Annotated in this window: 24 protein-coding genes; 10 read left to right on the plus strand and 14 right to left on the minus strand. The window is 37.5% G+C overall.

What is annotated here, in order from left to right; translation table 11 throughout:
- Positions 1-138: 138 nt before the first annotated feature.
- Complete coding sequence (locus DS737_RS07760; protein ID WP_004639279.1) at positions 139-594, plus strand: hypothetical protein; 456 nt, start codon at positions 139-141, stop codon at positions 592-594.
- A 12-nt stretch (positions 595-606) separates the two neighbouring features.
- On the opposite strand, the gene DS737_RS07765 is transcribed toward DS737_RS07760, so the two are convergent.
- Entirely contained in the window at positions 607-867 is a 261-nt protein-coding gene (locus DS737_RS07765) for a hypothetical protein (RefSeq protein ID WP_005080487.1), read from the minus strand.
- 396 nt (positions 868-1,263) lie between these two features.
- Positions 1,264-2,565, minus strand: coding sequence for a branched-chain amino acid transport system II carrier protein (gene brnQ / locus DS737_RS07770; RefSeq protein WP_113997237.1), 1,302 nt, complete (start codon positions 2,563-2,565; stop codon positions 1,264-1,266).
- Positions 2,566-2,920: 355 nt separating this feature from the next.
- On the opposite strand from brnQ, the gene map reads away from it, so the two are divergent.
- Positions 2,921-3,715, plus strand: coding sequence for a type I methionyl aminopeptidase (gene map, locus DS737_RS07775; RefSeq protein WP_004639273.1), 795 nt, complete (start codon positions 2,921-2,923; stop codon positions 3,713-3,715).
- Between the two features lie 41 nt (positions 3,716-3,756).
- On the opposite strand, the gene DS737_RS07780 is transcribed toward map, so the two are convergent.
- On the minus strand, positions 3,757-4,677 hold the full coding sequence (locus tag DS737_RS07780) for a LysR family transcriptional regulator (RefSeq protein ID WP_004639272.1): 921 nt from the start codon (positions 4,675-4,677) through the stop codon (positions 3,757-3,759).
- 128 nt (positions 4,678-4,805) lie between these two features.
- Here DS737_RS07780 and DS737_RS07785 point away from each other — a divergent pair, with 128 nt between their 5' ends.
- A complete protein-coding gene (locus DS737_RS07785; RefSeq protein WP_005090380.1) occupies positions 4,806-5,129 on the plus strand; it encodes a hypothetical protein in 324 nt (107 codons plus the stop codon).
- 63 nt (positions 5,130-5,192) lie between these two features.
- Here DS737_RS07785 and grxD read toward each other — a convergent pair whose 3' ends face one another.
- Entirely contained in the window at positions 5,193-5,534 is a 342-nt protein-coding gene (gene grxD / locus DS737_RS07790) for a Grx4 family monothiol glutaredoxin (protein ID WP_004639270.1), read from the minus strand.
- 167 nt (positions 5,535-5,701) lie between these two features.
- Here grxD and DS737_RS07795 point away from each other — a divergent pair, with 167 nt between their 5' ends.
- Positions 5,702-6,916 (plus strand): aspartate aminotransferase family protein, encoded by a 1,215-nt coding sequence (locus tag DS737_RS07795; protein WP_113997238.1) that lies wholly within the window; start codon positions 5,702-5,704, stop codon positions 6,914-6,916.
- A gap of 55 nt (positions 6,917-6,971) precedes the next feature.
- Here the strand turns inward: DS737_RS07795 and DS737_RS07800 are convergent, their stop codons facing one another.
- The 3 genes from DS737_RS07800 to DS737_RS07810 all read right to left on the minus strand — a co-directional run bounded on the left by DS737_RS07800 (position 6,972) and on the right by DS737_RS07810 (position 8,447).
- The gene (locus DS737_RS07800; protein WP_004639268.1) at positions 6,972-7,403 is read right to left on the minus strand and encodes a CBS domain-containing protein; all 432 of its coding nucleotides are present in this window, start codon (positions 7,401-7,403) and stop codon (positions 6,972-6,974) included.
- A 141-nt stretch (positions 7,404-7,544) separates the two neighbouring features.
- Positions 7,545-7,922, minus strand: a complete 378-nt coding sequence (locus tag DS737_RS07805; protein ID WP_004639267.1) for a DUF2750 domain-containing protein — start codon at positions 7,920-7,922, stop codon at positions 7,545-7,547.
- Positions 7,923-8,213: 291 nt separating this feature from the next.
- A complete protein-coding gene (locus DS737_RS07810; protein WP_004639266.1) occupies positions 8,214-8,447 on the minus strand; it encodes an SEL1-like repeat protein in 234 nt (77 codons plus the stop codon).
- A gap of 241 nt (positions 8,448-8,688) precedes the next feature.
- On the opposite strand from DS737_RS07810, the gene DS737_RS07815 reads away from it, so the two are divergent.
- From DS737_RS07815 to DS737_RS07840, 6 genes are all read left to right on the plus strand, one after another.
- Positions 8,689-9,048, plus strand: a complete 360-nt coding sequence (locus DS737_RS07815) for a hypothetical protein (RefSeq protein ID WP_005080500.1) — start codon at positions 8,689-8,691, stop codon at positions 9,046-9,048.
- Between the two features lie 139 nt (positions 9,049-9,187).
- Positions 9,188-9,517, plus strand: a complete 330-nt coding sequence (locus DS737_RS07820) for a hypothetical protein (RefSeq protein WP_113997239.1) — start codon at positions 9,188-9,190, stop codon at positions 9,515-9,517.
- Between the two features lie 117 nt (positions 9,518-9,634).
- A complete protein-coding gene (ftsY, locus tag DS737_RS07825; protein ID WP_005080505.1) occupies positions 9,635-10,750 on the plus strand; it encodes a signal recognition particle-docking protein FtsY in 1,116 nt (371 codons plus the stop codon).
- A 182-nt stretch (positions 10,751-10,932) separates the two neighbouring features.
- Positions 10,933-11,529 (plus strand): nitroreductase family protein, encoded by a 597-nt coding sequence (locus tag DS737_RS07830; RefSeq protein WP_004639262.1) that lies wholly within the window; start codon positions 10,933-10,935, stop codon positions 11,527-11,529.
- Between the two features lie 225 nt (positions 11,530-11,754).
- Entirely contained in the window at positions 11,755-12,432 is a 678-nt protein-coding gene (locus DS737_RS07835; protein ID WP_005080508.1) for a YccT family protein, read from the plus strand.
- A 24-nt stretch (positions 12,433-12,456) separates the two neighbouring features.
- Positions 12,457-13,032 carry a GNAT family N-acetyltransferase gene (locus DS737_RS07840; RefSeq protein WP_113997240.1) on the plus strand — a complete coding sequence of 192 codons (576 nt, stop codon included), beginning with the start codon at positions 12,457-12,459 and terminating at the stop codon, positions 13,030-13,032.
- Positions 13,033-13,126: 94 nt separating this feature from the next.
- On the opposite strand, the gene DS737_RS07845 is transcribed toward DS737_RS07840, so the two are convergent.
- The 7 genes from DS737_RS07845 to DS737_RS07875 form a co-directional block, all read right to left on the minus strand.
- Positions 13,127-13,423: a cyd operon YbgE family protein gene (locus DS737_RS07845; RefSeq protein ID WP_005080513.1), complete on the minus strand. Its 297-nt coding sequence runs from the start codon at positions 13,421-13,423 to the stop codon at positions 13,127-13,129.
- A 1-nt stretch (position 13,424) separates the two neighbouring features.
- Complete coding sequence (cydX, locus tag DS737_RS07850; RefSeq protein ID WP_005080515.1) at positions 13,425-13,529, minus strand: cytochrome bd-I oxidase subunit CydX; 105 nt, start codon at positions 13,527-13,529, stop codon at positions 13,425-13,427.
- Positions 13,530-13,544: 15 nt separating this feature from the next.
- Positions 13,545-14,690 carry a cytochrome d ubiquinol oxidase subunit II gene (cydB, locus tag DS737_RS07855; RefSeq protein WP_017396086.1) on the minus strand — a complete coding sequence of 382 codons (1,146 nt, stop codon included), beginning with the start codon at positions 14,688-14,690 and terminating at the stop codon, positions 13,545-13,547.
- Positions 14,687-16,264, minus strand: coding sequence for a cytochrome ubiquinol oxidase subunit I (locus DS737_RS07860; protein WP_005080519.1), 1,578 nt, complete (start codon positions 16,262-16,264; stop codon positions 14,687-14,689). Before DS737_RS07860 ends, cydB begins: the two co-directional genes overlap by 4 nt.
- On the minus strand, positions 16,264-16,455 hold the full coding sequence (cydP, locus tag DS737_RS07865; RefSeq protein ID WP_008942550.1) for a cytochrome oxidase putative small subunit CydP: 192 nt from the start codon (positions 16,453-16,455) through the stop codon (positions 16,264-16,266). Before cydP ends, DS737_RS07860 begins: the two co-directional genes overlap by 1 nt.
- Before the next feature lie 523 nt (positions 16,456-16,978).
- The gene (locus DS737_RS07870) at positions 16,979-17,590 is read right to left on the minus strand and encodes an OB-fold-containig protein (protein ID WP_005080523.1); all 612 of its coding nucleotides are present in this window, start codon (positions 17,588-17,590) and stop codon (positions 16,979-16,981) included.
- 21 nt (positions 17,591-17,611) lie between these two features.
- On the minus strand, positions 17,612-17,920 hold the full coding sequence (locus DS737_RS07875) for a Rieske (2Fe-2S) protein (protein WP_113997976.1): 309 nt from the start codon (positions 17,918-17,920) through the stop codon (positions 17,612-17,614).
- Positions 17,921-17,927 lie beyond the last annotated feature (7 nt).

The raw sequence follows: 17,927 nt of genomic DNA on the forward strand, positions 1-17,927 counted from the left end.
AAAACATACTCTATTTTTGATTCATTGTTCTACTTTACATAAGTTCCAAAAAGAAACTTGGCTAAAGTGTGACTCCTAAGTCAATTTTTCTGTAATATAGCAACAAAACGGAATGAAATTGATAATGGGGATACTTGGATGTATGAGTTAAAAGATGCAACACAAATTGCTATTGTATTTAGTGGGGTGTTTTTATGGATTGGAATGCTAACAGGTGTTTGGAAATATTATCAAATTAGACAAACAGAACAGGCAAGGGCACATTACTATGTAGACATTGCTCATCGAAGTAGCTTGTTGTATGCCGCAGCGAGCTTAATCTTGGCTGTACTCAGTCATTTTACGATTCTGGCTGAGTCTGTAGTTTTATTTTGTGTTCTAGCCAATTTATTCTTTTTCGCAATGTCAATTTTGACTTATATCATTCATGGTTTATTAAAAGATACGACCAATCAGTTTAAACGTCCTCATCAGCTGGGACGTTTGACGCTTCCTACTTGGTCTATGACGATCATGATGTTAGCTTTGATTATAGTAGAGCTTGGTGCAACAGGCATTTTATTATTAGGAACGATGTTAAGTTTTTGGGGTTAAAAAAATGGATGATCACTCATCCATTTTTCCTAAAGAAGTTTTCTTGCGTGCCAGACTTAATTGTCTAAACTTCTGATCTACAACAGCCCATACACAAAATGCCAGTGAAACAATTAATGCATAAGCAAAATATTCGGGTTTTAGGTTGCCTTTAATAGCGCCTTGAAACAATAACGTTGCCATTAGAGCAAGTGTAGTGATGGCATAAATAATTGAGTCATTGGTCTTCAGAGTGTTAATGAAGACTTGCTTGTTGAAATGTGTTGATAACATCTCCATCCCTCCTTGTTGCGATGACAAAACCATGTGTTTTTGTCGGAATTGTTATTAAAGTTGTACTTGGAATTTTCAATTTTTTCAATAGCTAAATGACTTCTTTTTTAGTGGAATTATTTGTAGGGTTGATTTATATGGTTTTTTTGTATTTCTGATGTGAGTTAAATCTATTTATTTGTTAAATATAGGTTATTTTTTATCTTTTAAGTATCATTTTATATCAAGCAGCATATGTTCCATAATTCACTTCAAATTGAATTCTGATCACTGATAATTTAGCAGTACATAGAACAATGATCTGTCGTAAACAAAAAATGAACATTGGATAAAAGAACATTCTTTGTATAGCTAAAATCATGTTTGGGTAAAACATCATTTTAACGACAAATCATTTTAATCTTTACTGGTACGGATTCGATCTACAGTAATTGCGCAAACAAGAACGATCAAGGATGGGAGTAACCATGCAAGATTTTGTTCATTTAAGGGTAATTGCTCGATAAAAGCAGGCAAGTATGTTTCAAAACCTGCAGCTTTTATGGCTTCAATAATTCCAAAAAAGAAAGCAATCGCTGTTACTGAACCAACAACAAGTGATGGTTTTTTCCAATATTTCCAGAAAAAACTCAGCATGATAACCACTATCGCAGGTGGATAAATCGCGCTCAACACTGGAACTGAAAAAGCAATTAGTTTAGTTAAACCAAGATTTGAAATTAATAAAGACAAACCTGTGAGAATGAAGACTAGTAATTTATAGGATAAACCAGTTAGCTCGGTGAAATATTCGGCGCATGCACAGGTCAAGCCGATTGCAGTGACCATACAAGCGAGGAAAATTAAACCCGTAAGGAAATAAGAGCCATAGTCACCAAATGCATGCTGAACATATGCATGAAGAATGATTGCACCATTGTCAGCATTGGCTGCTACTTCATGACTGCCCAAGCCAAGTTTAAACAGGCTGATATAAACAAGGGTTAAGCCAAGACCAGCAATTAAACTTGCAATAATGGCGTATTTGGTAATAAGTTTAGAATCTGTGACCCCACGTGAGTGAATCGCTTGAATGATCACGATACCAAATACAAGTGCGCCTAAGGTATCCATGGTTAGGTAACCACTTACAAAACCTTCTGATACTGGGCTTGCAGTATAGTTGTTGATCGGGGGAGAGATCATTCCTGTTGGGATCGCAAATGCTGCGATACCTAAGATTGCCAATGCAATGATTTTTAGGGGGGCAAGTACATGGCCGACAGTATCTAAGAGTTTGTTTGGGTACAAAGACACAGCCATGACAAAAACAAAATAAATGATACTGTAGATGAAAAGACTACTGCTTGATGTTCCAAAATAAGGTGCAAAGCCAATCTCATAAGAAACGGTCGCCGTGCGTGGCGTAGCAAACAATGGTCCTACTGTTAGGTAACAGACGATCGTGAGAAGTAAACTCGAAAAACGTCCTAAGGGAGAGCTGATGATTTCAATTGAGCCTTGCATACGAGACAAAGCCATAATTGTGATAACAGGTAGACCTACTGCGGTGATTAGAAATCCAAAAGCAGCTAGCCATACATGTTCACCAGCTTGTTGAGCAACAATTGGTGGAAAAATAATATTACCAGCACCGATAAACAGTGCGAAGGTCATAAAACCTAAGGCAATAATATCTCCTGTACGGAGTTGGTTCATAAAAGCGGGATGATTAAATAAAAGTGCGGATTTTAGAACAGAAAGATGATCAATTGGAACCAATTTTATGTGAAAACTGGTTTATTTTTGACTAAAAAGAACATGTATAAATCAAAATATGATTTTGATTCATTTGAGTTATAGGTAAGTGTTTAAAAGTTCAGCTGATTTAATAGTTTATTGTTTTTTTCTATAATCAACATTGAAATTAAATGTAAAATAAAAGTGTTATTTTAGTCATAAAATGATTGAAGATTTTTCTTTTGAAGCGTAAAACTATTCCGCATACTTATTGTAGCTGATCTTTTTAGCTGCATTTTTGAATTGAAATTGTTTTTTATAAGGAATATCTCGAATGAGAGCTTCTACTGTGACCATTAAGTCTGAACAAGATATTGAGAAGCTACGTATCTCTGGGCGTTTAGCGGCACAAGTATTAGAAATGATCGGACCTTATATTAAACCCGGCGTTTCAACAGAGTATTTAGATGATATTTGCAATGACTACATCGTGAATACATTGCAGGTTATTCCTGCAAATGTGGGTTACCATGGTTTTACCAAGACCACTTGTATTTCTGTTAATGAAGAGGTCTGTCATGCGATTCCTTCTGCTAAAAAGATTTTACAGGATGGTGATATCCTAAACATTGATGTGGCCGTGATCAAAGACGGGTATTTTGGTGATACAAGTCGTATGTATTTTGTGGGTGAGCCAAGTCCAGCAGCTAAAAAACTGGTTGAAACCACTTATGAAGCAATGTTAGCTGGTATTCATACAGTTAAACCTGGTGCGACTTTAGGGGATATTGGTTACGCAATTCAATCTGTGGCTCATCGCGAGGGCTATAGCATTGTTCGTGAGTATTGCGGGCATGGTATTGGGCGTGTTTACCATGAGCAGCCAAATATTTTGCACTATGGTCAAAAAGGTCAAGGCATGGTGTTAAAGAAAGGTATGGTATTTACCATTGAGCCTATGGTGAATGCAGGGAAACCTTTTGTAAAAGAGTTAAGCGATGGTTGGACTGTCATCACACAAGATAAATCTTTGTCTGCGCAATGGGAGCATATGGTTGCTGTGACTGATAATGGTTTTGAGTTACTCACACCATGGCCAAATGGAACAGGAAATTATCCACCAGTTTAATATTTCTTAGACTGTTAGATGAATAAAGCGAAAGGTTCGATTTAAGATCGAACCTTTTTTGTTGTGCACTGAGCTAACTCTTCCACTAGATAATCAATAAAAACGCGCACCGCAGGCAGTAGTCCTCGTCGTGAAGGATAAACAGCATGGAAAATACCATGAGGTGCCGTCCATTCTGGTAATACTCTGACCAGTTGCCCTGATTCTACAAAGTTTTGGGCAATACTATCAGGTAATAATGCAATTCCACAGTTTTGACTGGCTAGCTCAGTTAACATCAATAAATTTGAGCCCATAATCACGGGATTAACCTTAATCTTCTTTTGAATATTATTCGGTCCAGATAGTAAAAACTGTTGATCAAGATGATCTTCAGACATACTGATGATGCGATGATCAGTGAGTTGTTCCGGTGTGGTGACATGACCAAACTCATTTAAATAGGCCTGACTTGCGAAAAGTCGTTGTTCGATTGTTTCAAACTGTCTTAAAACCAAGTTAGGGTCTTCATCAAGATTTGAGCGGACGCGTAGTGCGAGATCAATTCCTTCGTTAATCACATCAACCCGACGGTTACTAACCAGCATTTGCACTCGTACTTCAGGATATTTTTTTAGAAAAGTGGGTAGGATTTTAGCCATTTGGTTTTGAGCTATATCTACAGGTACGCTGACTTTAATTACACCTCTAGGTTCGCTGCTTAAATGGTTGACTACATCATGTGCAGCTTGTGCAGCATTCATCATGACCTGTGCATGACGATAGACATCCATACCAATATCTGTAACTGCAAAATGTCGAGAACTACGCTGAATTAGACGTACACCGAGTTGCTCTTCGAGGTTGTAAACGCGCCGACTGAGTTTTGATTTTGGAATATCAGTTGCGCGTTCAGCCGCACTAAACCCACCATGTTCAACGACTAGCGCAAAACAGTAAAAATCATCTAAATCGGTTAGCATTATTCAATTCCATTTCTGCAACATTCGATATTTTATAGATTTGTCGTTGCAAAAATAAGAGCGTATTCGATATTTTTTGTGAAGTAAAAAGTCCTTTATAATTCAGAAAATTTTTATGATCGATAGATATGACTTATCAACTCTTTGAAGTATCTGATGCTAGTGCGAATATTAGCTGTCCTTATTGTGACCAAGCAGTTTTAGATTGGACGCAAGAGCAATATATACAACCATGTGAACATACTTTGTTTATGGCAATGGATTTAGGGTTTGAGTTCATTGCTGATCGTTTTGAAGCCGCTTTGTCTCAATCAGTGGATGAAATTCACGATGATCCCAATATGAACATCTATGCAACAGTGACTCAGGCAAAATACTTAAATATACAGATTTTTAAAGCAGATTTGGGCGTGGAAGGGATGTTTCGTTATATCGGGTTTAGTAAAGAGTAAGACTTTCTATTCTCAATTTCCAATAAAAAAGCCAATCATATGATTGGCTTTTTGCTTGATAGCTTATGCTTCAGGCGCTGGGCTATACTGTTCAACTAATGGCTTTAATTCGCCATTTTGGAACATTTCAAGCATGATATCGCTACCACCAATTAACTCGCCATTGATCCATAATTGTGGGAAAGTTGGCCAGTTCGCAATTTGTGGTAAAGTTGCACGAATATCTTGATTTTCCAAAATATTTACATAGGCAAATGGACGACCAATTTGGCTAAGTGCTTCTACTGCGCGAGCAGAAAAACCACATTGCGGGAATTGTGGAGTGCCTTTCATGTAAAGTAAAACAGGGTGTTTCGCAATTTGATCACGAATTAACGCTACTGTATCACGCGCTTGTTCCGTCATTAGATAGATCCTCAACTAAACTTCGGACATTATATACCTAAAAAAATCGCTTCGCCGAGCATTGCCCAAGATTTTTCTTGTATAAATGTGAGTTTATGCTTTCAATCTAGGCAAGTTTTTGCTTATATAACTTTTTTCCACACAACTACTGATAGATTGAGTTTGTTATGACAAATATTACTCTTGCTCCTGTGCAACCTGATCAACCGTCTCATCTTATGGCAACCTATGGTCGCCAAGCGATCAGTTTTGTGCGAGGACGAGGGGCGTATTTATATACAGCAGATGGTACCGAATATCTCGATGCTTTGACAGGAATCGCAGTATGTGGTTTGGGGCATGCACATCCAGTCATTGCATCTGCTATAGCAGAACAAGCTGCAACATTAGTGCACACTAGTAATTTATTTGAAATCCCTTGGCAAACTGCAGCAGCGCAGAAACTTGCTGAAGTCTCTGGAATGGAAGAAATTTTCTTTTCGAACAGTGGTGCCGAGTCAAATGAGGGTGCAATTAAAATTGCACGTAAGTTTGGGGCACAACAAGGTATTTCAAATCCTAAAATTATCGTAGCTGAGCAGTCTTTCCATGGACGTACATTGGCAACTTTGTCTGCAACAGGGAATAAGAAAGTTCAGGAAGGTTTTGCACCATTAGTCGATGGTTTTGTTCGTGTGCCTTTTGGGGATGTTGAGGCGATTCAAGAAGCTGCGATTCATCATCCTGATATTGTTGCAATCTTGATTGAACCAATTCAAGGTGAGGGTGGTGTTAACACTGCACCACAAGGCTTCAGTTATCTTGAAGAAGTACGTGCGTTATGTAATCAACATAATTGGCTCATGATGCTTGATGAGATTCAAACTGGGAATGGTCGTACTGGTAAGTATTTTGCTTATCAACACACCAATATTATTCCTGACGTGATGACAACTGCTAAAGGCTTAGGTAATGGATTTCCAGTCGGTGCAGTGATGACGCAAGGGAAAGCTGTTGGAATACTCGGTGCGGGAAGTCACGGTTCTACGTATGGTGGAACTGTATTGGGTTCACGTGTGGTTTATACCGTAATTGAAACGATTCAACAAGAAAATGCGGTAGAGAATGCAGCAACGGTTGGGGCGTATATCGTTGATCAATTAAGAGCTCAACTCGCTGAAAATAATGTTCAAGTGCGTGGTTTTGGTATGATGATTGGCATTCAACTACCTAAGGATTGTGCTGAATTAGTTGCAATTGCACGAGATCAATATAAATTGATTATTAATGTAACTGCGGGATCCGTGGTTCGTTTATTACCACCATTGAATATGACTCAAGCACAAGCAGATGAATTATTACAACGTTTGGTTCCTGCTATTCGTAATTTCCTGACAGCATAAGTTTTATTTCTATAAAAAAGGGCAATTTTATATTGCCCTTTTTTTATTCAGGAATTTAGCCTGAAATATACTGTTGTAGCTGTTCAATTAAAATACGTTGATCTTCCATTGCGGCTTTAACTAAATCGCCAATGGAAATAAAACCAACCAACTTGTCATTTTCTAATACTGGTAAATGGCGTAAATGACGATCAGTCATCAGCTGTAAACACTCTTCAACTGTGTTGTTTAGGCTTACGGTGATGACTTTTGAGGTCATAATATCCGCAACCAACGTGCTATTTGATGAACGCTCCATCAATGCAATCTTACGGGTATAGTCACGTTCAGAAAAAATCCCAATGACTTTCTCATCCTCTGCAACGACCAAAGCACCAACACCTTTGTCTGCCATAATTTTAATTGCTTCAAGTACAGTCGAATTTGGCGAGATTGTAAAAATAGATTGTTCAGCTTTATTTTTGATGACTTGAGCAACGATTGTCATTGTTTATTCCACCTGTATTGTATTGTCGTTTTCATTTAACTTAACGGTATTTTTTTTAATTGCAAAGCCCTAATTGCAGCTTAATGATGACTTTTTATACATATTCTGAATAAAAATATCCGTTCATGTGTCTAATTTCTCCTAAACAGCTATAGCAGTTTGATGATGCATAAAGAAAAAGTGCTGCATCTGTTGTGTAGAGAGTTTAAATTTGCAATGAGATGAGTTAAAGAGAGCTGGTTCTACTTGCAAACGCGTCAGCAATGGAAGTAAGGATTCATGAAAATCTTTTGATGTGATTTTACGCGGTTTGTAGTGTTTCCAATTTGACTGAGCATAGCGATGTGCTTGAACACCGTTGAGCCAAAAAGGAAATACATGTCCATTTTGATCAGACTTAATTGCCCAACCATCATGATAAAGACCCCAAAGAACTCCGCAATACATCATTGTTTTTAGAATTGATATTTTAATCATCAACTCGCTTGATACTGGTTTGAAATGATTGAACCGATACATGTCGTTAAACTGATCTTATTTAAACTTATGTTTTATTATAAGAAATCTAGATGGCATTTATGTTTAAACTATTCATATAAATCGTAAGCAAATATTCTAGGTGATGAAAACATGCCTATAACTACGATTCATGTAGGGGATAACATAGGAGAGATTTCATGCTAATTTTAAAAACAATTGAGCGACTAAAGCTTTGATGTAGCGCAAGACAAACGAAGTGCGCGTAGTCTCTATTTAAAAAAGTATTATAAATAATCAGGCATAAAAAAACGCCACCTAAGTGACGTCTCTTTATGCTTTTAGGGTTGCCATCTTTTGCCAGTATTGGGCTTTCAAAGAGTCTCGTTCGACTCGGAAACCTTGATAGTACAATTCTGCTAGAAATAACGCTGCTTTACCATGTCCTGCTTGTGCAACTTGTTCAAGATCTTTTACTGCGTCTTGAAAGTTTTTCTGCGATTGGATTGTATTTACCGCATTCGCATAAACATGCTCTAGTTCATGTTGTGTAAAATGTTGAATCATATATAACTCCTTATTTTAATTATGATTACCGCATATTCTATTCGAAGCTACATTGCTCCGAATTTAAGCTAATTTATCACTTGTTTGTGAAGTTATTATGACAAAATTAATTGAATTGTCAAATAACCAAAGTGACTGAGCAGATTTTTATTTACATTAAATAAAAGCTTACACGATGAAACACTCTGTGCAAATTATTTTAAGTAAAATCAAAGTGAGAAGAATAGAAAAGGAGAAAAATATGTCACATACAATTGATGGTTTAAGCTTTGATATGCCGCCAACTGAGAATCAAATTATTGCTTTAGCACATCATCATCGCAAATTGCTTGATGAGGCTGTTTTTCATCAAGAGATCCACCTTGGTGATTATTGTTTAGCGCAACGTAAACGTGTTTATGATTTTGCGATAAATCTTAGTCCTCAAGAAAAAGATCGTTTTTACGAAATTTACAATGGTGAGCTACTTAGAATTGCAGATGAAGATGATTTGCATCCAGCAGATGCTGAAAGTGGAGTTGGGATGTTTGCGATATTTATAACCTTGCTCATTATTGCATTTATTTTATATTTTGCTTTCGTGCGTACGCTAACAAGTTAAATAGTTGGATATCCGGTAGGTGTTGCGTTATTGGTTGAAAAACAATCTTTAACGCATACTTTGCTAGACATTGATGAATGTTGATACTTGCTCTAAGTGAGGTAGATACATACACTGCTTCATAACACTGAGGTTGGTTATGTTGTCTATCATTTCTAAACATAAAATTTTGCAGTCTAAGTATCGACTGAAACTAGACCGATTTTTTAATATTTTGGTCATTATTGTTATTTTGTCTATTTTTATAGTGGGTTATAAAGCTTTACTACGCCCAGTGAATGACCAGCAACTTGATCATGTAATTCAATTATCTCTGCAAGCAAGCCACCCTAGGACGCAGTCGATGGCTAAAGCGATTTTAAAATATCCTAAAATTCAAAAATTCAGCTATTTACGTCTCATGCATGCCTATCAATTTGAATCAAATCGGATTAAACAATATCCAGCAATGGCACGAGAGGATGAGTAGTTTTAAATCAAAATTTTTAATGATAAATGAATGGTTTATGTCAGTCGGGAAAAAGAAATCAATTTGTGCTAGACTGACAATCTTTTTTAAAAGCTGCTTTATTCTCAAGGAATCGACATGCAACAGCAATCGAACATTCAAAATAAATTCTTGATAGATGCTGACATCGGTGATGATGATGTTACCCTGCCAAGTTTACCTGCTGTCGATGTTCCGATTATTGAACCTGCAACACCAACAACAGTAGAACAAACGCCTACTGTTGTTTCTGTGGAGTCAACTACACCTGTTGTCGAAGAAGAAAAATCAGGTGGTTTCTTTGGTCGCATGAAAGATGGTTTAACCAAAACACGCCGTAGTTTTACGGATGGTATGGTGAATATCTTGATTGGTGGTAAAGAAATCGATGATGAATTATTAGAAGAAGTTGAAGAGCAATTATTGGTTGCTGATATTGGTGTCGATGCTACCAAAACGATTATTGCAAACTTGACAGAACGGACAGCACGCGGTGATTTGATTTATTCACATGCATTGTACAAAGCACTACAAGAAGAGTTAGTTGCATTGCTTGCTCCGCGTGTTAAGCCCTTACATATTGACCCGAATAAGTCTCCTTATGTGATTCTTATGGTCGGTGTAAATGGTGTTGGTAAAACGACAACGATCGGTAAACTAGCAAAACGTTTACAGGGTGAGGGCAAGAAAGTGATGTTGGCTGCGGGTGATACTTTCCGTGCAGCTGCCACAGAGCAATTACAGATTTGGGGAGAGCGTAATGACATCCCTGTTGTTGCTCAGGGTCATGGTGCTGATAGTGCATCAGTGATTTTTGATGCTTTTGAAAGTGCTCGTGCTAAAGGGATTGATGTATTAATCGCAGATACGGCTGGACGTTTGCAAAATAAATCTCATTTGATGGAAGAACTCAAAAAAGTTAAACGTGTTATGCAGAAGATTGATGCGACTGCACCACATGAAATTATGTTGATTGTTGATGCTGGTACAGGTCAAAATGCAATTAATCAAGTGCAACTGTTTGATGAAGCAGTTGGATTAACGGGTATCACGATTACCAAGTTAGATGGCACAGCAAAAGGTGGCGTGCTTTTCAATATCGCAAGCCGTACCCATGTTCCAATCCGTTATATTGGTGTAGGTGAGAAGATTGACGATTTACGTCCATTTTCAGCTAAATCATTTGTAGCAGCATTGTTTGAAACAGATAAGTAATCACAATGAATGCTAAAAAAGGCCCCATATAAATGGGGCCTTTTTTATAGACTAAGAATCATAGTATTGTTTCAAAAACGAAACGATCTGTTATGTTTTTTGGACTATTACAGGAAAATGAGTCGTTATACACTACATTCAATCCAAGATAACTCCCATCGGGTACAGGTAGGAATAACAACATGAGTAACTTTTTAAATAGCATTAAAGCACGCCGTACAATCTATGCCATTGGTAAAAATGTTTCAGTTGATCAAGCAACGATTGAAGAAACAATTCGTGAGGCTGTAAAGCAAAGCCCATCATCTTTTAACTCACAAACATCACGTGTTGTCACTTTATATGGTGCGTCACATACAAATTTCTGGAATATTGTGCGCGAAACATTACGCAAAATCGTACCAGCTGAAGCATTTGAAAGCACCAATGCAAAAATTGATAGTTTTGCTGCTGGCTTTGGTACAGCGCTATTTTATGAAGATCAAGATGTTGTAAAAGGTTTACAAGAACAATTTGCATTGTATGCAGATAACTTCCCTGTATGGTCAGAACATTCAAGTGCCATTGCGCAATTTGCGACTTGGACTGCGTTAGCTGAAATTGGTATCGGTGCTTCATTACAGCATTACAATCCAATCATCGATGAAGAAGTTGCGGAAACTTTTGCGATTCCTGCTAATTGGAAACTACGTGCTCAGCTAGTATTTGGTTCAGTTGAAGCACCAGCTGGTGAAAAAACCTATATGGATGATGCAGCACGTTTTAAAACTTTTAACTAAAATTGTCGTGAAATAAAAAGGGCGCTTGTGCGCTCTTTTTTTGTAATAAGAAAAAACAGTAAGATTGGGCAAAAGTGGTATGGTCTTTAACGGCAAATATGAGGTATATATCACTTGATGGGAGAAGGCTTAAGATAGGTCATTCGCCTTATTGTCATAAAATAGTCATAATCTCGTAGCATAGTGCATACGGTTTCATAAATAGTTTATATCGAGAAAAGTCTAATGTCTTTAAGAGTTGGTATTGCTGCTTTCGGGTTGTTATTCAGTGGTTCAGTTTTTTCAGCGGTTACAATTACTGCGCCTGAAGAAATCGTTATTGTTGCGGTGAATGGCCAAGAGGTAAACTCTGGTTTATTACCTTCAAGTAAAAATAACTATCAAGTTGATGCTGGTGACATAACTCTGAATGTTCGATATCGTGAGTATTTTGAGCATTTAAGTGGTGAGCATGACATCGTGAGATCGGGCGTTGTCACCATTCAAGCTCCAAATTTAAAAGATAACCAAAGCTATCGTTTGGGTTTGGTTAATGCTCCAAAAGATTTTGAAGCCGCAAAAAAATATGCCGAACAGCCTACAGTTGCACTTTATGACCAAAATAAGAAATTGATCGTACAACAAACTGGTGCTAATAATGAGGCAAAACCTTGGTTCACTGGTAGTGGTTTATTAAGCCGAACACTTGATCTAACTCAAAAGAATAAAAATAATACCGCTAATCAACCTGCAGCCGTATACGCAGGTGCAAAACCAACAATAGCTGAGCCTGTTGCTACAGTTGCAACAACATCTAATAATGCTAACAGAACCACTGATCAGCAATTGGTTGAGTTGTGGCAAAAAGCCTCTAAAGCTGAACGTCAAAAGTTTATGGCTTGGTTAGCTGGTCAGAGTAACTAACGTATTTATAGTTTAGTGAAGCCGATGTTATCATCGGCTTTTTTATTAAAAAGATATAACGAAGAAATGATGAGCTTAAAAATTAGAAAAGCAATAAGGCATGATGTAGATCAACTTATAGAATTATTGAACATAGCATACAGAACGCGGTCTGGTCGCAGTTGGACCACGGAAAAAGATTTAGTAGAAGGCAGTCGGATAACGGAAAAGCAATTAAATGATGAGCTAGAAAAAGAACAATTTGAATTATTTGTGGGTGAAGACGAGCAGAACAAAATTATTGCGTGTGTGGGTTTAACATTTGATGGTAGCAGTGTAGAGATAGGTACATTTGCAGTTCACCCTATGATCCAAAATCTAGGCTGTGGTCGTAAAATGCTTAATTTCGTTGAGCAATATATTATGGTTAATCATCCTCAAGTTTCTGATATTTTCATGAGTGTTTTAGATCTAAGACAAGAATTAATCGCTTATTATCAACGTCGTGGTTATCAAAAAACAGGAAAGATGTTGCCTTATCCCTTAGATGCGGAAGTTGGCTTACCTCTGACATTCATCCAACTTATTGAATTAAAAAAGAAGATAAAATGCATTTTGTAATTGCATTTAAATTACATTGTATGTGTTTGGTGTTGAAAAAGAGGCATTTCGAGTTTAACCTAATATGCCTCTTTACTTGATCGTTGTATAAGGTTTAATTACCGACCCAAATATAATAGCCTAAAACCATGAGTGGCCATGCAACATATGGACTGAATAACCATTTCCATAACCAAAACTTGGGAATAAATCCTACACCATGAATAAAGCCACCAGAAATTCCAATCATAACCAACATCAGTAAGCTATGGTTGTAATTTCCCTGAGCATCTAACATTAAGGCAGGATGTACCAGTAAAATCGCTGCGAGTGGCAATGCCAACAGAAACGAAATGGTCATTGCAAATACATGTGCCTTACTATTTTTCGGTGTTGTCATTGCTTTTGCCATTTTAGGATTCCTCATCTAGATTTTGATGGTGTTCGATATATAGTGCACTCAGAACACCTGCAAAACATGCCATTAAAATGCCTAGAATCCATGCAAAGTACCACATATCATTGCTCCTCAATCAGTACAAACTATGTGAATTTTCTTCAATGTGTTTGCTGGTAATTACGCCCCACATTTTGTAATAAGACCAAGAGGTGTAGATCAAAATGAGTGGAACAAAAATACAAGCCGCAACCGTCATCACTCCGAGCGTTTTATGGCTAGATACAGCATCCCACATTGTTAAACTAGAGGTTGGATCAATATTGGATGGTAACAGGAATGGGAATAGTGCAAATCCAGCTGTAAGAATCGCACCAACAATCATTAAGCTTGTGCCTGTAAAGGTAATAGCAGCTTTTTGTTTGCCTGCACTGATCAGTGCAAGTATTGCACCTAAAATGGCTGCAACAGGTGCGGCTACCGTGATTGGGTAGGTTGAGTAATTATTCATCCAGCCATGGTTTGCATTCGTCACAACTTCTTTTGCAAGAGGGTTGAGTGCGGCATTGGTGTCGATAGCAGTGGCATAGCTATAACCTTCAATACTGCCGAAGTATAGCCATGCACCTGCTACAAGGAAGCAGGCAAGAAAAATAGCCGCCATCAGTTGTGTTGCTTTGGCAGAACGATGAAATAAATCTCCATCTGTACGTAACATCAACCATGAACCACCATGAGCGCAGAGCATGGATAAGCTCACAATACCGCAAACCAATGCAAACGGATTTAAGAGAGCGAAGAAGCTACCTGTATATTGGGAACGTAGAGTTTCGTCTAAGCCAAATGGAACACCTAAGAACAAATTACCAAAAGCCACACCAAAGACTAGCGCAGGAACAGCACCGCCTATACACAACCCCCAATCCCATGACGTACGCCATTGCGTGTTTTCTAATTTAGACCGATAGTCAAAGCCAACGGGTCGTAAGAATAGTGCAAACAGGACCAGTAGTAGTGCCCAATACATACCCGAAAAGGCAACTGCATACACCATAGGCCATGCTGCAAATAACGCACCACCGGCTGTAATAAACCAAACTTGGTTACCATCCCAGTGTGGTGCAATGGTATTGATTGCAGCTCGGCGTTCATTGTCTGTTTTACCGACAAATGGCATTAGGGCCATTGCTCCCATGTCGAAGCCATCGGTGAGTGCAAAGCCGATAAGCAATACACCAACCAATACCCACCAAATAATTTTGAGTAATTCATATTCGATCATGGTTGAGCCTCCACTGATTTTGCTTCAAGTTTTTCAAAGTGATACTTACCAGTGTGTAAAGAACTTGGACCTAGACGTGCAAACTTGATCATCAAATACATTTCGATGATGAGAAGAACTGTATAGAAAGCAGCGAGAGCGATAATCGAACCCCATACATCACCTGCACTGATACTAGATGCAGACAAGTGTGTTGGCAAAATTTCACCAATTGACCATGGTTGACGCCCACCTTCAGCAACATACCAACCTGTTTGAGCCGCAATCCATGGGAGTGGGAGAGAGAATAGTGCAAATTTGAGTAACCATGGTTTATCTTCAGCATTGCGTTTAGCCACTGCCCAAGTTGCCAAGATAAAGAGTAGAAGCATCAAAAAGCCAGAAGCAACCATTGCACGGAATGAAAAGAACAACGCTGCAACATTTGGAATGGTATCTTTGGTCGCTGCCTGAATGTGAGCTTCAGTTGCATCAACAACATTTGGCGCATATTTCTTTAATAAAAGGCCATAACCAAGGTCTTTCTGATTTTGCTCAAATGATGCAAGTAACTCTGGTGAGCGATCACCCGCACGTAGTTTTTCTAACTCACTATATGCCACCATACCATTACGAATACGTACCTCGTGTTGTTTCATGAGATCGTGAATACCCGTTACTTCTTTGTCAGTGGAGCGCGTTGCAATAATACCCATGACATAAGGGATTTTAATGGCGTAGTCAGTCCGCATTTTTTCTTGATTTGGAATACCAAATAAGGTGAATGCAGCGGGTGCTGGTTCTGTATGCCATTCAGCTTCAATAGCTGCAAGTTTAGTTTTCTGAACATCACCTAATTCATAACCAGATTCATCACCGAGTAAAATGACAGATAAAGTAGATGCTAAACCAAAGATAGCTGCAATCGCGAAAGAACGACGTGCAAAAGGTAAATCCTGTTTTTTCAATAAGTAGTAGCTAGATATCGCTAAAACAAAGATGGCACCTGTCACATAACCAGCAGATACAGTATGGACGAATTTAACTTGAGCCACTGGGTTGAAAATCAAGGCTGCAAAGTCTACGAGCTCCATTCGCATGGTTTCATAATTGAATGCAGCACCGACTGGGTTTTGCATCCAACCATTTGCAATCAAAATCCATAATGCGGACATATTTGAACCGATTGCGACTAACCAAGTTACTCCTAAATGCTGAAATTTTGAGAGACGATCCCAGCCAAAAAAGAATAACCCAATAAAGGTAGACTCTAAGAAGAAAGCCATTAAGCCTTCAATTGCAAGCGGTGCTCCGAAAATATCACCGACATAGTGAGAATAATATGCCCAGTTCGTTCCGAACTGGAATTCCATTGTTAGACCAGTGGTGACACCTAAAGCAAAGTTAATCCCAAAAAGTTTTCCCCAAAACTTGGTCATGTCCTTATAAATTTCCTTACCAGAAATCACATAAGTGGTTTCCATAATGGCAAGAATAAAAGCAAGACCTAAAGTTAAAGGGACAAAAATGAAGTGATACATCGCAGTCATTGCAAACTGGAACCGCGAAAGATCGACCACGCTTTCAGAAATCATCAACGTGTCTCCTGAGTGTTAGATAAGTCACCAGCAATACGCTCGGCAACTTGATTGTTAAAATCTTTTGGAATTGTTGGTGCATCAAACCAGACGTGTTTAATTACCATGAGAAGGATTACTTTAATAATAAGGATAATCGTGATTTCTCGAATTAATCGCCGATTTGAGTTTTGAGAACTTGTGTTCATAAAACTGGAGTTCATATTAAAGTGAAGATATTTGTATTATTTACTAAATATAAATAAAAATAAAATTTAGATGTATTTTGAATGTATTTTTTCATAAATTCTTATAATAATCAGTGTAATATATTTATTATATTCTTTTGTATATTGATTCCTTATTAAAATAGTTGGTTATTTATTTTAAATCCGACTAAAATACTTATAATTAAATGTTAAATTCCAACTTAAATTGTTGGTTATTTATTTTTTATCAAAATAAAAAAGTTGATTAAAATGGTGGGTATTAAATAAATTTTAATGTTTACATGAGGTTGTATATCTGTGCCTTAAAAATATACAGCGTAAAGATTTAAAATGAATTAAACCAAGTAAAATACTATGTTTTCTGGGGGAGAATAAATGAGGAAATTACTCTAGCTTTTTTCTATTGATTTGTTCTGATTTAAAAAAGTGACAAAGAAGATGTTTTTGGATACTTTATTGTTATTTTTTGTAACGGTGTGCTGTAAAATGTGCTTTTAACACTTTAATCAGCAGTAAAGAGCTTGTTTGAGGTAGATATTTTTTTTGCAAGGTAGTGTGCATTTGATCTTTGACTTATTAATAGTACTTGAGATTGTAGCTCTAACTCACCATATTCTGGCTCAACTTGTACATAATACAGTTGTCCAAATTCATCACGAACACGTGCTTGAGCTGAAAACCCAGGACGAGCATTCCCAGTGGAAATTGTTGCCAAACGACCCACCAAGTTAGCGTGAGTATGAGTCACTTTAGGTTTAATCACTTGATCTAGACAGTGAATCATAAAGACCGTAAAAAATATGTCGATAATTAATGCTGGAATAAATAAATAGTAAGGGGAGATAAAGTAATGTTGAATTGCAAAAAAAGAAAGTTCTAAAAAATAGCCTGCAAAACTAAAATTAATCAGCAGGAAAACAACGATCAGATATTTCGAAAATTTAACGTCTAAAAGAGGTGAGTTTAAAATCCACTCAGGAGTCAGTTTTTTGACCAGATGACTTGGCCGTAACCCAATCAGAATACCAATTGTTTCTGCGATGCTGAGCACAATCAAAGCGACTACACTCATGTGAAAAGGCATCAGATAGTAGTTTAGAAAAAACTCAGTCATAGCAGAATACTAATTTAAGAATTAATCAACAATATAAATACCACCATCAGAGTGGACTTCCAAATTAACTTTTTCAAGGAAGTCACCAAGACATGGTCCAGAAATACATTCACCAGTTTCAACTGAGAACAGTGCACCATGAGTAGAACATTGTATGTATTCACTATCTTGATCTAAGAACTGATTTTCTAAATACTCAAGTTCGGTTTGCAAATGTGGGCATACGTTTTGATAAGCGTAAAAACCACCATCCTTTTGAGTAATAAAAATAGTTGTCCCTTTCATTGTGTCAAACGCACGCGATTCACGTTCAGGGACTTCTTCAGTCATGCAAATC

It is taken from the genome of Acinetobacter haemolyticus (genome assembly GCF_003323815.1).
Lineage (GTDB): Bacteria > Pseudomonadota > Gammaproteobacteria > Pseudomonadales > Moraxellaceae > Acinetobacter > Acinetobacter haemolyticus.

Excerpts from the sequence above, each read along its gene's own strand:
- DS737_RS07760 (WP_004639279.1), top strand. The coding sequence starts at position 139 with ATGTATGAGTTAAAAGATGCAACACAAATTGCTATTGTATTTAGTGGG.
- DS737_RS07765 (WP_005080487.1), bottom strand. The coding sequence starts at position 867 with ATGTTATCAACACATTTCAACAAGCAAGTCTTCATTAACACTCTGAAG.
- brnQ (WP_113997237.1), bottom strand. The coding sequence starts at position 2,565 with ATGAACCAACTCCGTACAGGAGATATTATTGCCTTAGGTTTTATGACC.
- map (WP_004639273.1), top strand. The coding sequence starts at position 2,921 with ATGAGAGCTTCTACTGTGACCATTAAGTCTGAACAAGATATTGAGAAG.
- DS737_RS07780 (WP_004639272.1), bottom strand. The coding sequence starts at position 4,677 with ATGCTAACCGATTTAGATGATTTTTACTGTTTTGCGCTAGTCGTTGAA.
- DS737_RS07785 (WP_005090380.1), top strand. The coding sequence starts at position 4,806 with ATGACTTATCAACTCTTTGAAGTATCTGATGCTAGTGCGAATATTAGC.
- grxD (WP_004639270.1), bottom strand. The coding sequence starts at position 5,534 with ATGACGGAACAAGCGCGTGATACAGTAGCGTTAATTCGTGATCAAATT.
- DS737_RS07795 (WP_113997238.1), top strand. The coding sequence starts at position 5,702 with ATGACAAATATTACTCTTGCTCCTGTGCAACCTGATCAACCGTCTCAT.
- DS737_RS07800 (WP_004639268.1), bottom strand. The coding sequence starts at position 7,403 with ATGACAATCGTTGCTCAAGTCATCAAAAATAAAGCTGAACAATCTATT.
- DS737_RS07805 (WP_004639267.1), bottom strand. The coding sequence starts at position 7,922 with ATGTATCGGTTCAATCATTTCAAACCAGTATCAAGCGAGTTGATGATT.
- DS737_RS07810 (WP_004639266.1), bottom strand. The coding sequence starts at position 8,447 with ATGATTCAACATTTTACACAACATGAACTAGAGCATGTTTATGCGAAT.
- DS737_RS07815 (WP_005080500.1), top strand. The coding sequence starts at position 8,689 with ATGTCACATACAATTGATGGTTTAAGCTTTGATATGCCGCCAACTGAG.
- DS737_RS07820 (WP_113997239.1), top strand. The coding sequence starts at position 9,188 with ATGTTGTCTATCATTTCTAAACATAAAATTTTGCAGTCTAAGTATCGA.
- ftsY (WP_005080505.1), top strand. The coding sequence starts at position 9,635 with ATGCAACAGCAATCGAACATTCAAAATAAATTCTTGATAGATGCTGAC.
- DS737_RS07830 (WP_004639262.1), top strand. The coding sequence starts at position 10,933 with ATGAGTAACTTTTTAAATAGCATTAAAGCACGCCGTACAATCTATGCC.
- DS737_RS07835 (WP_005080508.1), top strand. The coding sequence starts at position 11,755 with ATGTCTTTAAGAGTTGGTATTGCTGCTTTCGGGTTGTTATTCAGTGGT.
- DS737_RS07840 (WP_113997240.1), top strand. The coding sequence starts at position 12,457 with ATGTTATCATCGGCTTTTTTATTAAAAAGATATAACGAAGAAATGATG.
- DS737_RS07845 (WP_005080513.1), bottom strand. The coding sequence starts at position 13,423 with ATGGCAAAAGCAATGACAACACCGAAAAATAGTAAGGCACATGTATTT.
- cydX (WP_005080515.1), bottom strand. The coding sequence starts at position 13,529 with ATGTGGTACTTTGCATGGATTCTAGGCATTTTAATGGCATGTTTTGCA.
- cydB (WP_017396086.1), bottom strand. The coding sequence starts at position 14,690 with ATGATCGAATATGAATTACTCAAAATTATTTGGTGGGTATTGGTTGGT.
- DS737_RS07860 (WP_005080519.1), bottom strand. The coding sequence starts at position 16,264 with ATGATTTCTGAAAGCGTGGTCGATCTTTCGCGGTTCCAGTTTGCAATG.
- cydP (WP_008942550.1), bottom strand. The coding sequence starts at position 16,455 with ATGAACACAAGTTCTCAAAACTCAAATCGGCGATTAATTCGAGAAATC.
- DS737_RS07870 (WP_005080523.1), bottom strand. The coding sequence starts at position 17,590 with ATGACTGAGTTTTTTCTAAACTACTATCTGATGCCTTTTCACATGAGT.
- DS737_RS07875 (WP_113997976.1), bottom strand. The coding sequence starts at position 17,920 with ATGACTGAAGAAGTCCCTGAACGTGAATCGCGTGCGTTTGACACAATG.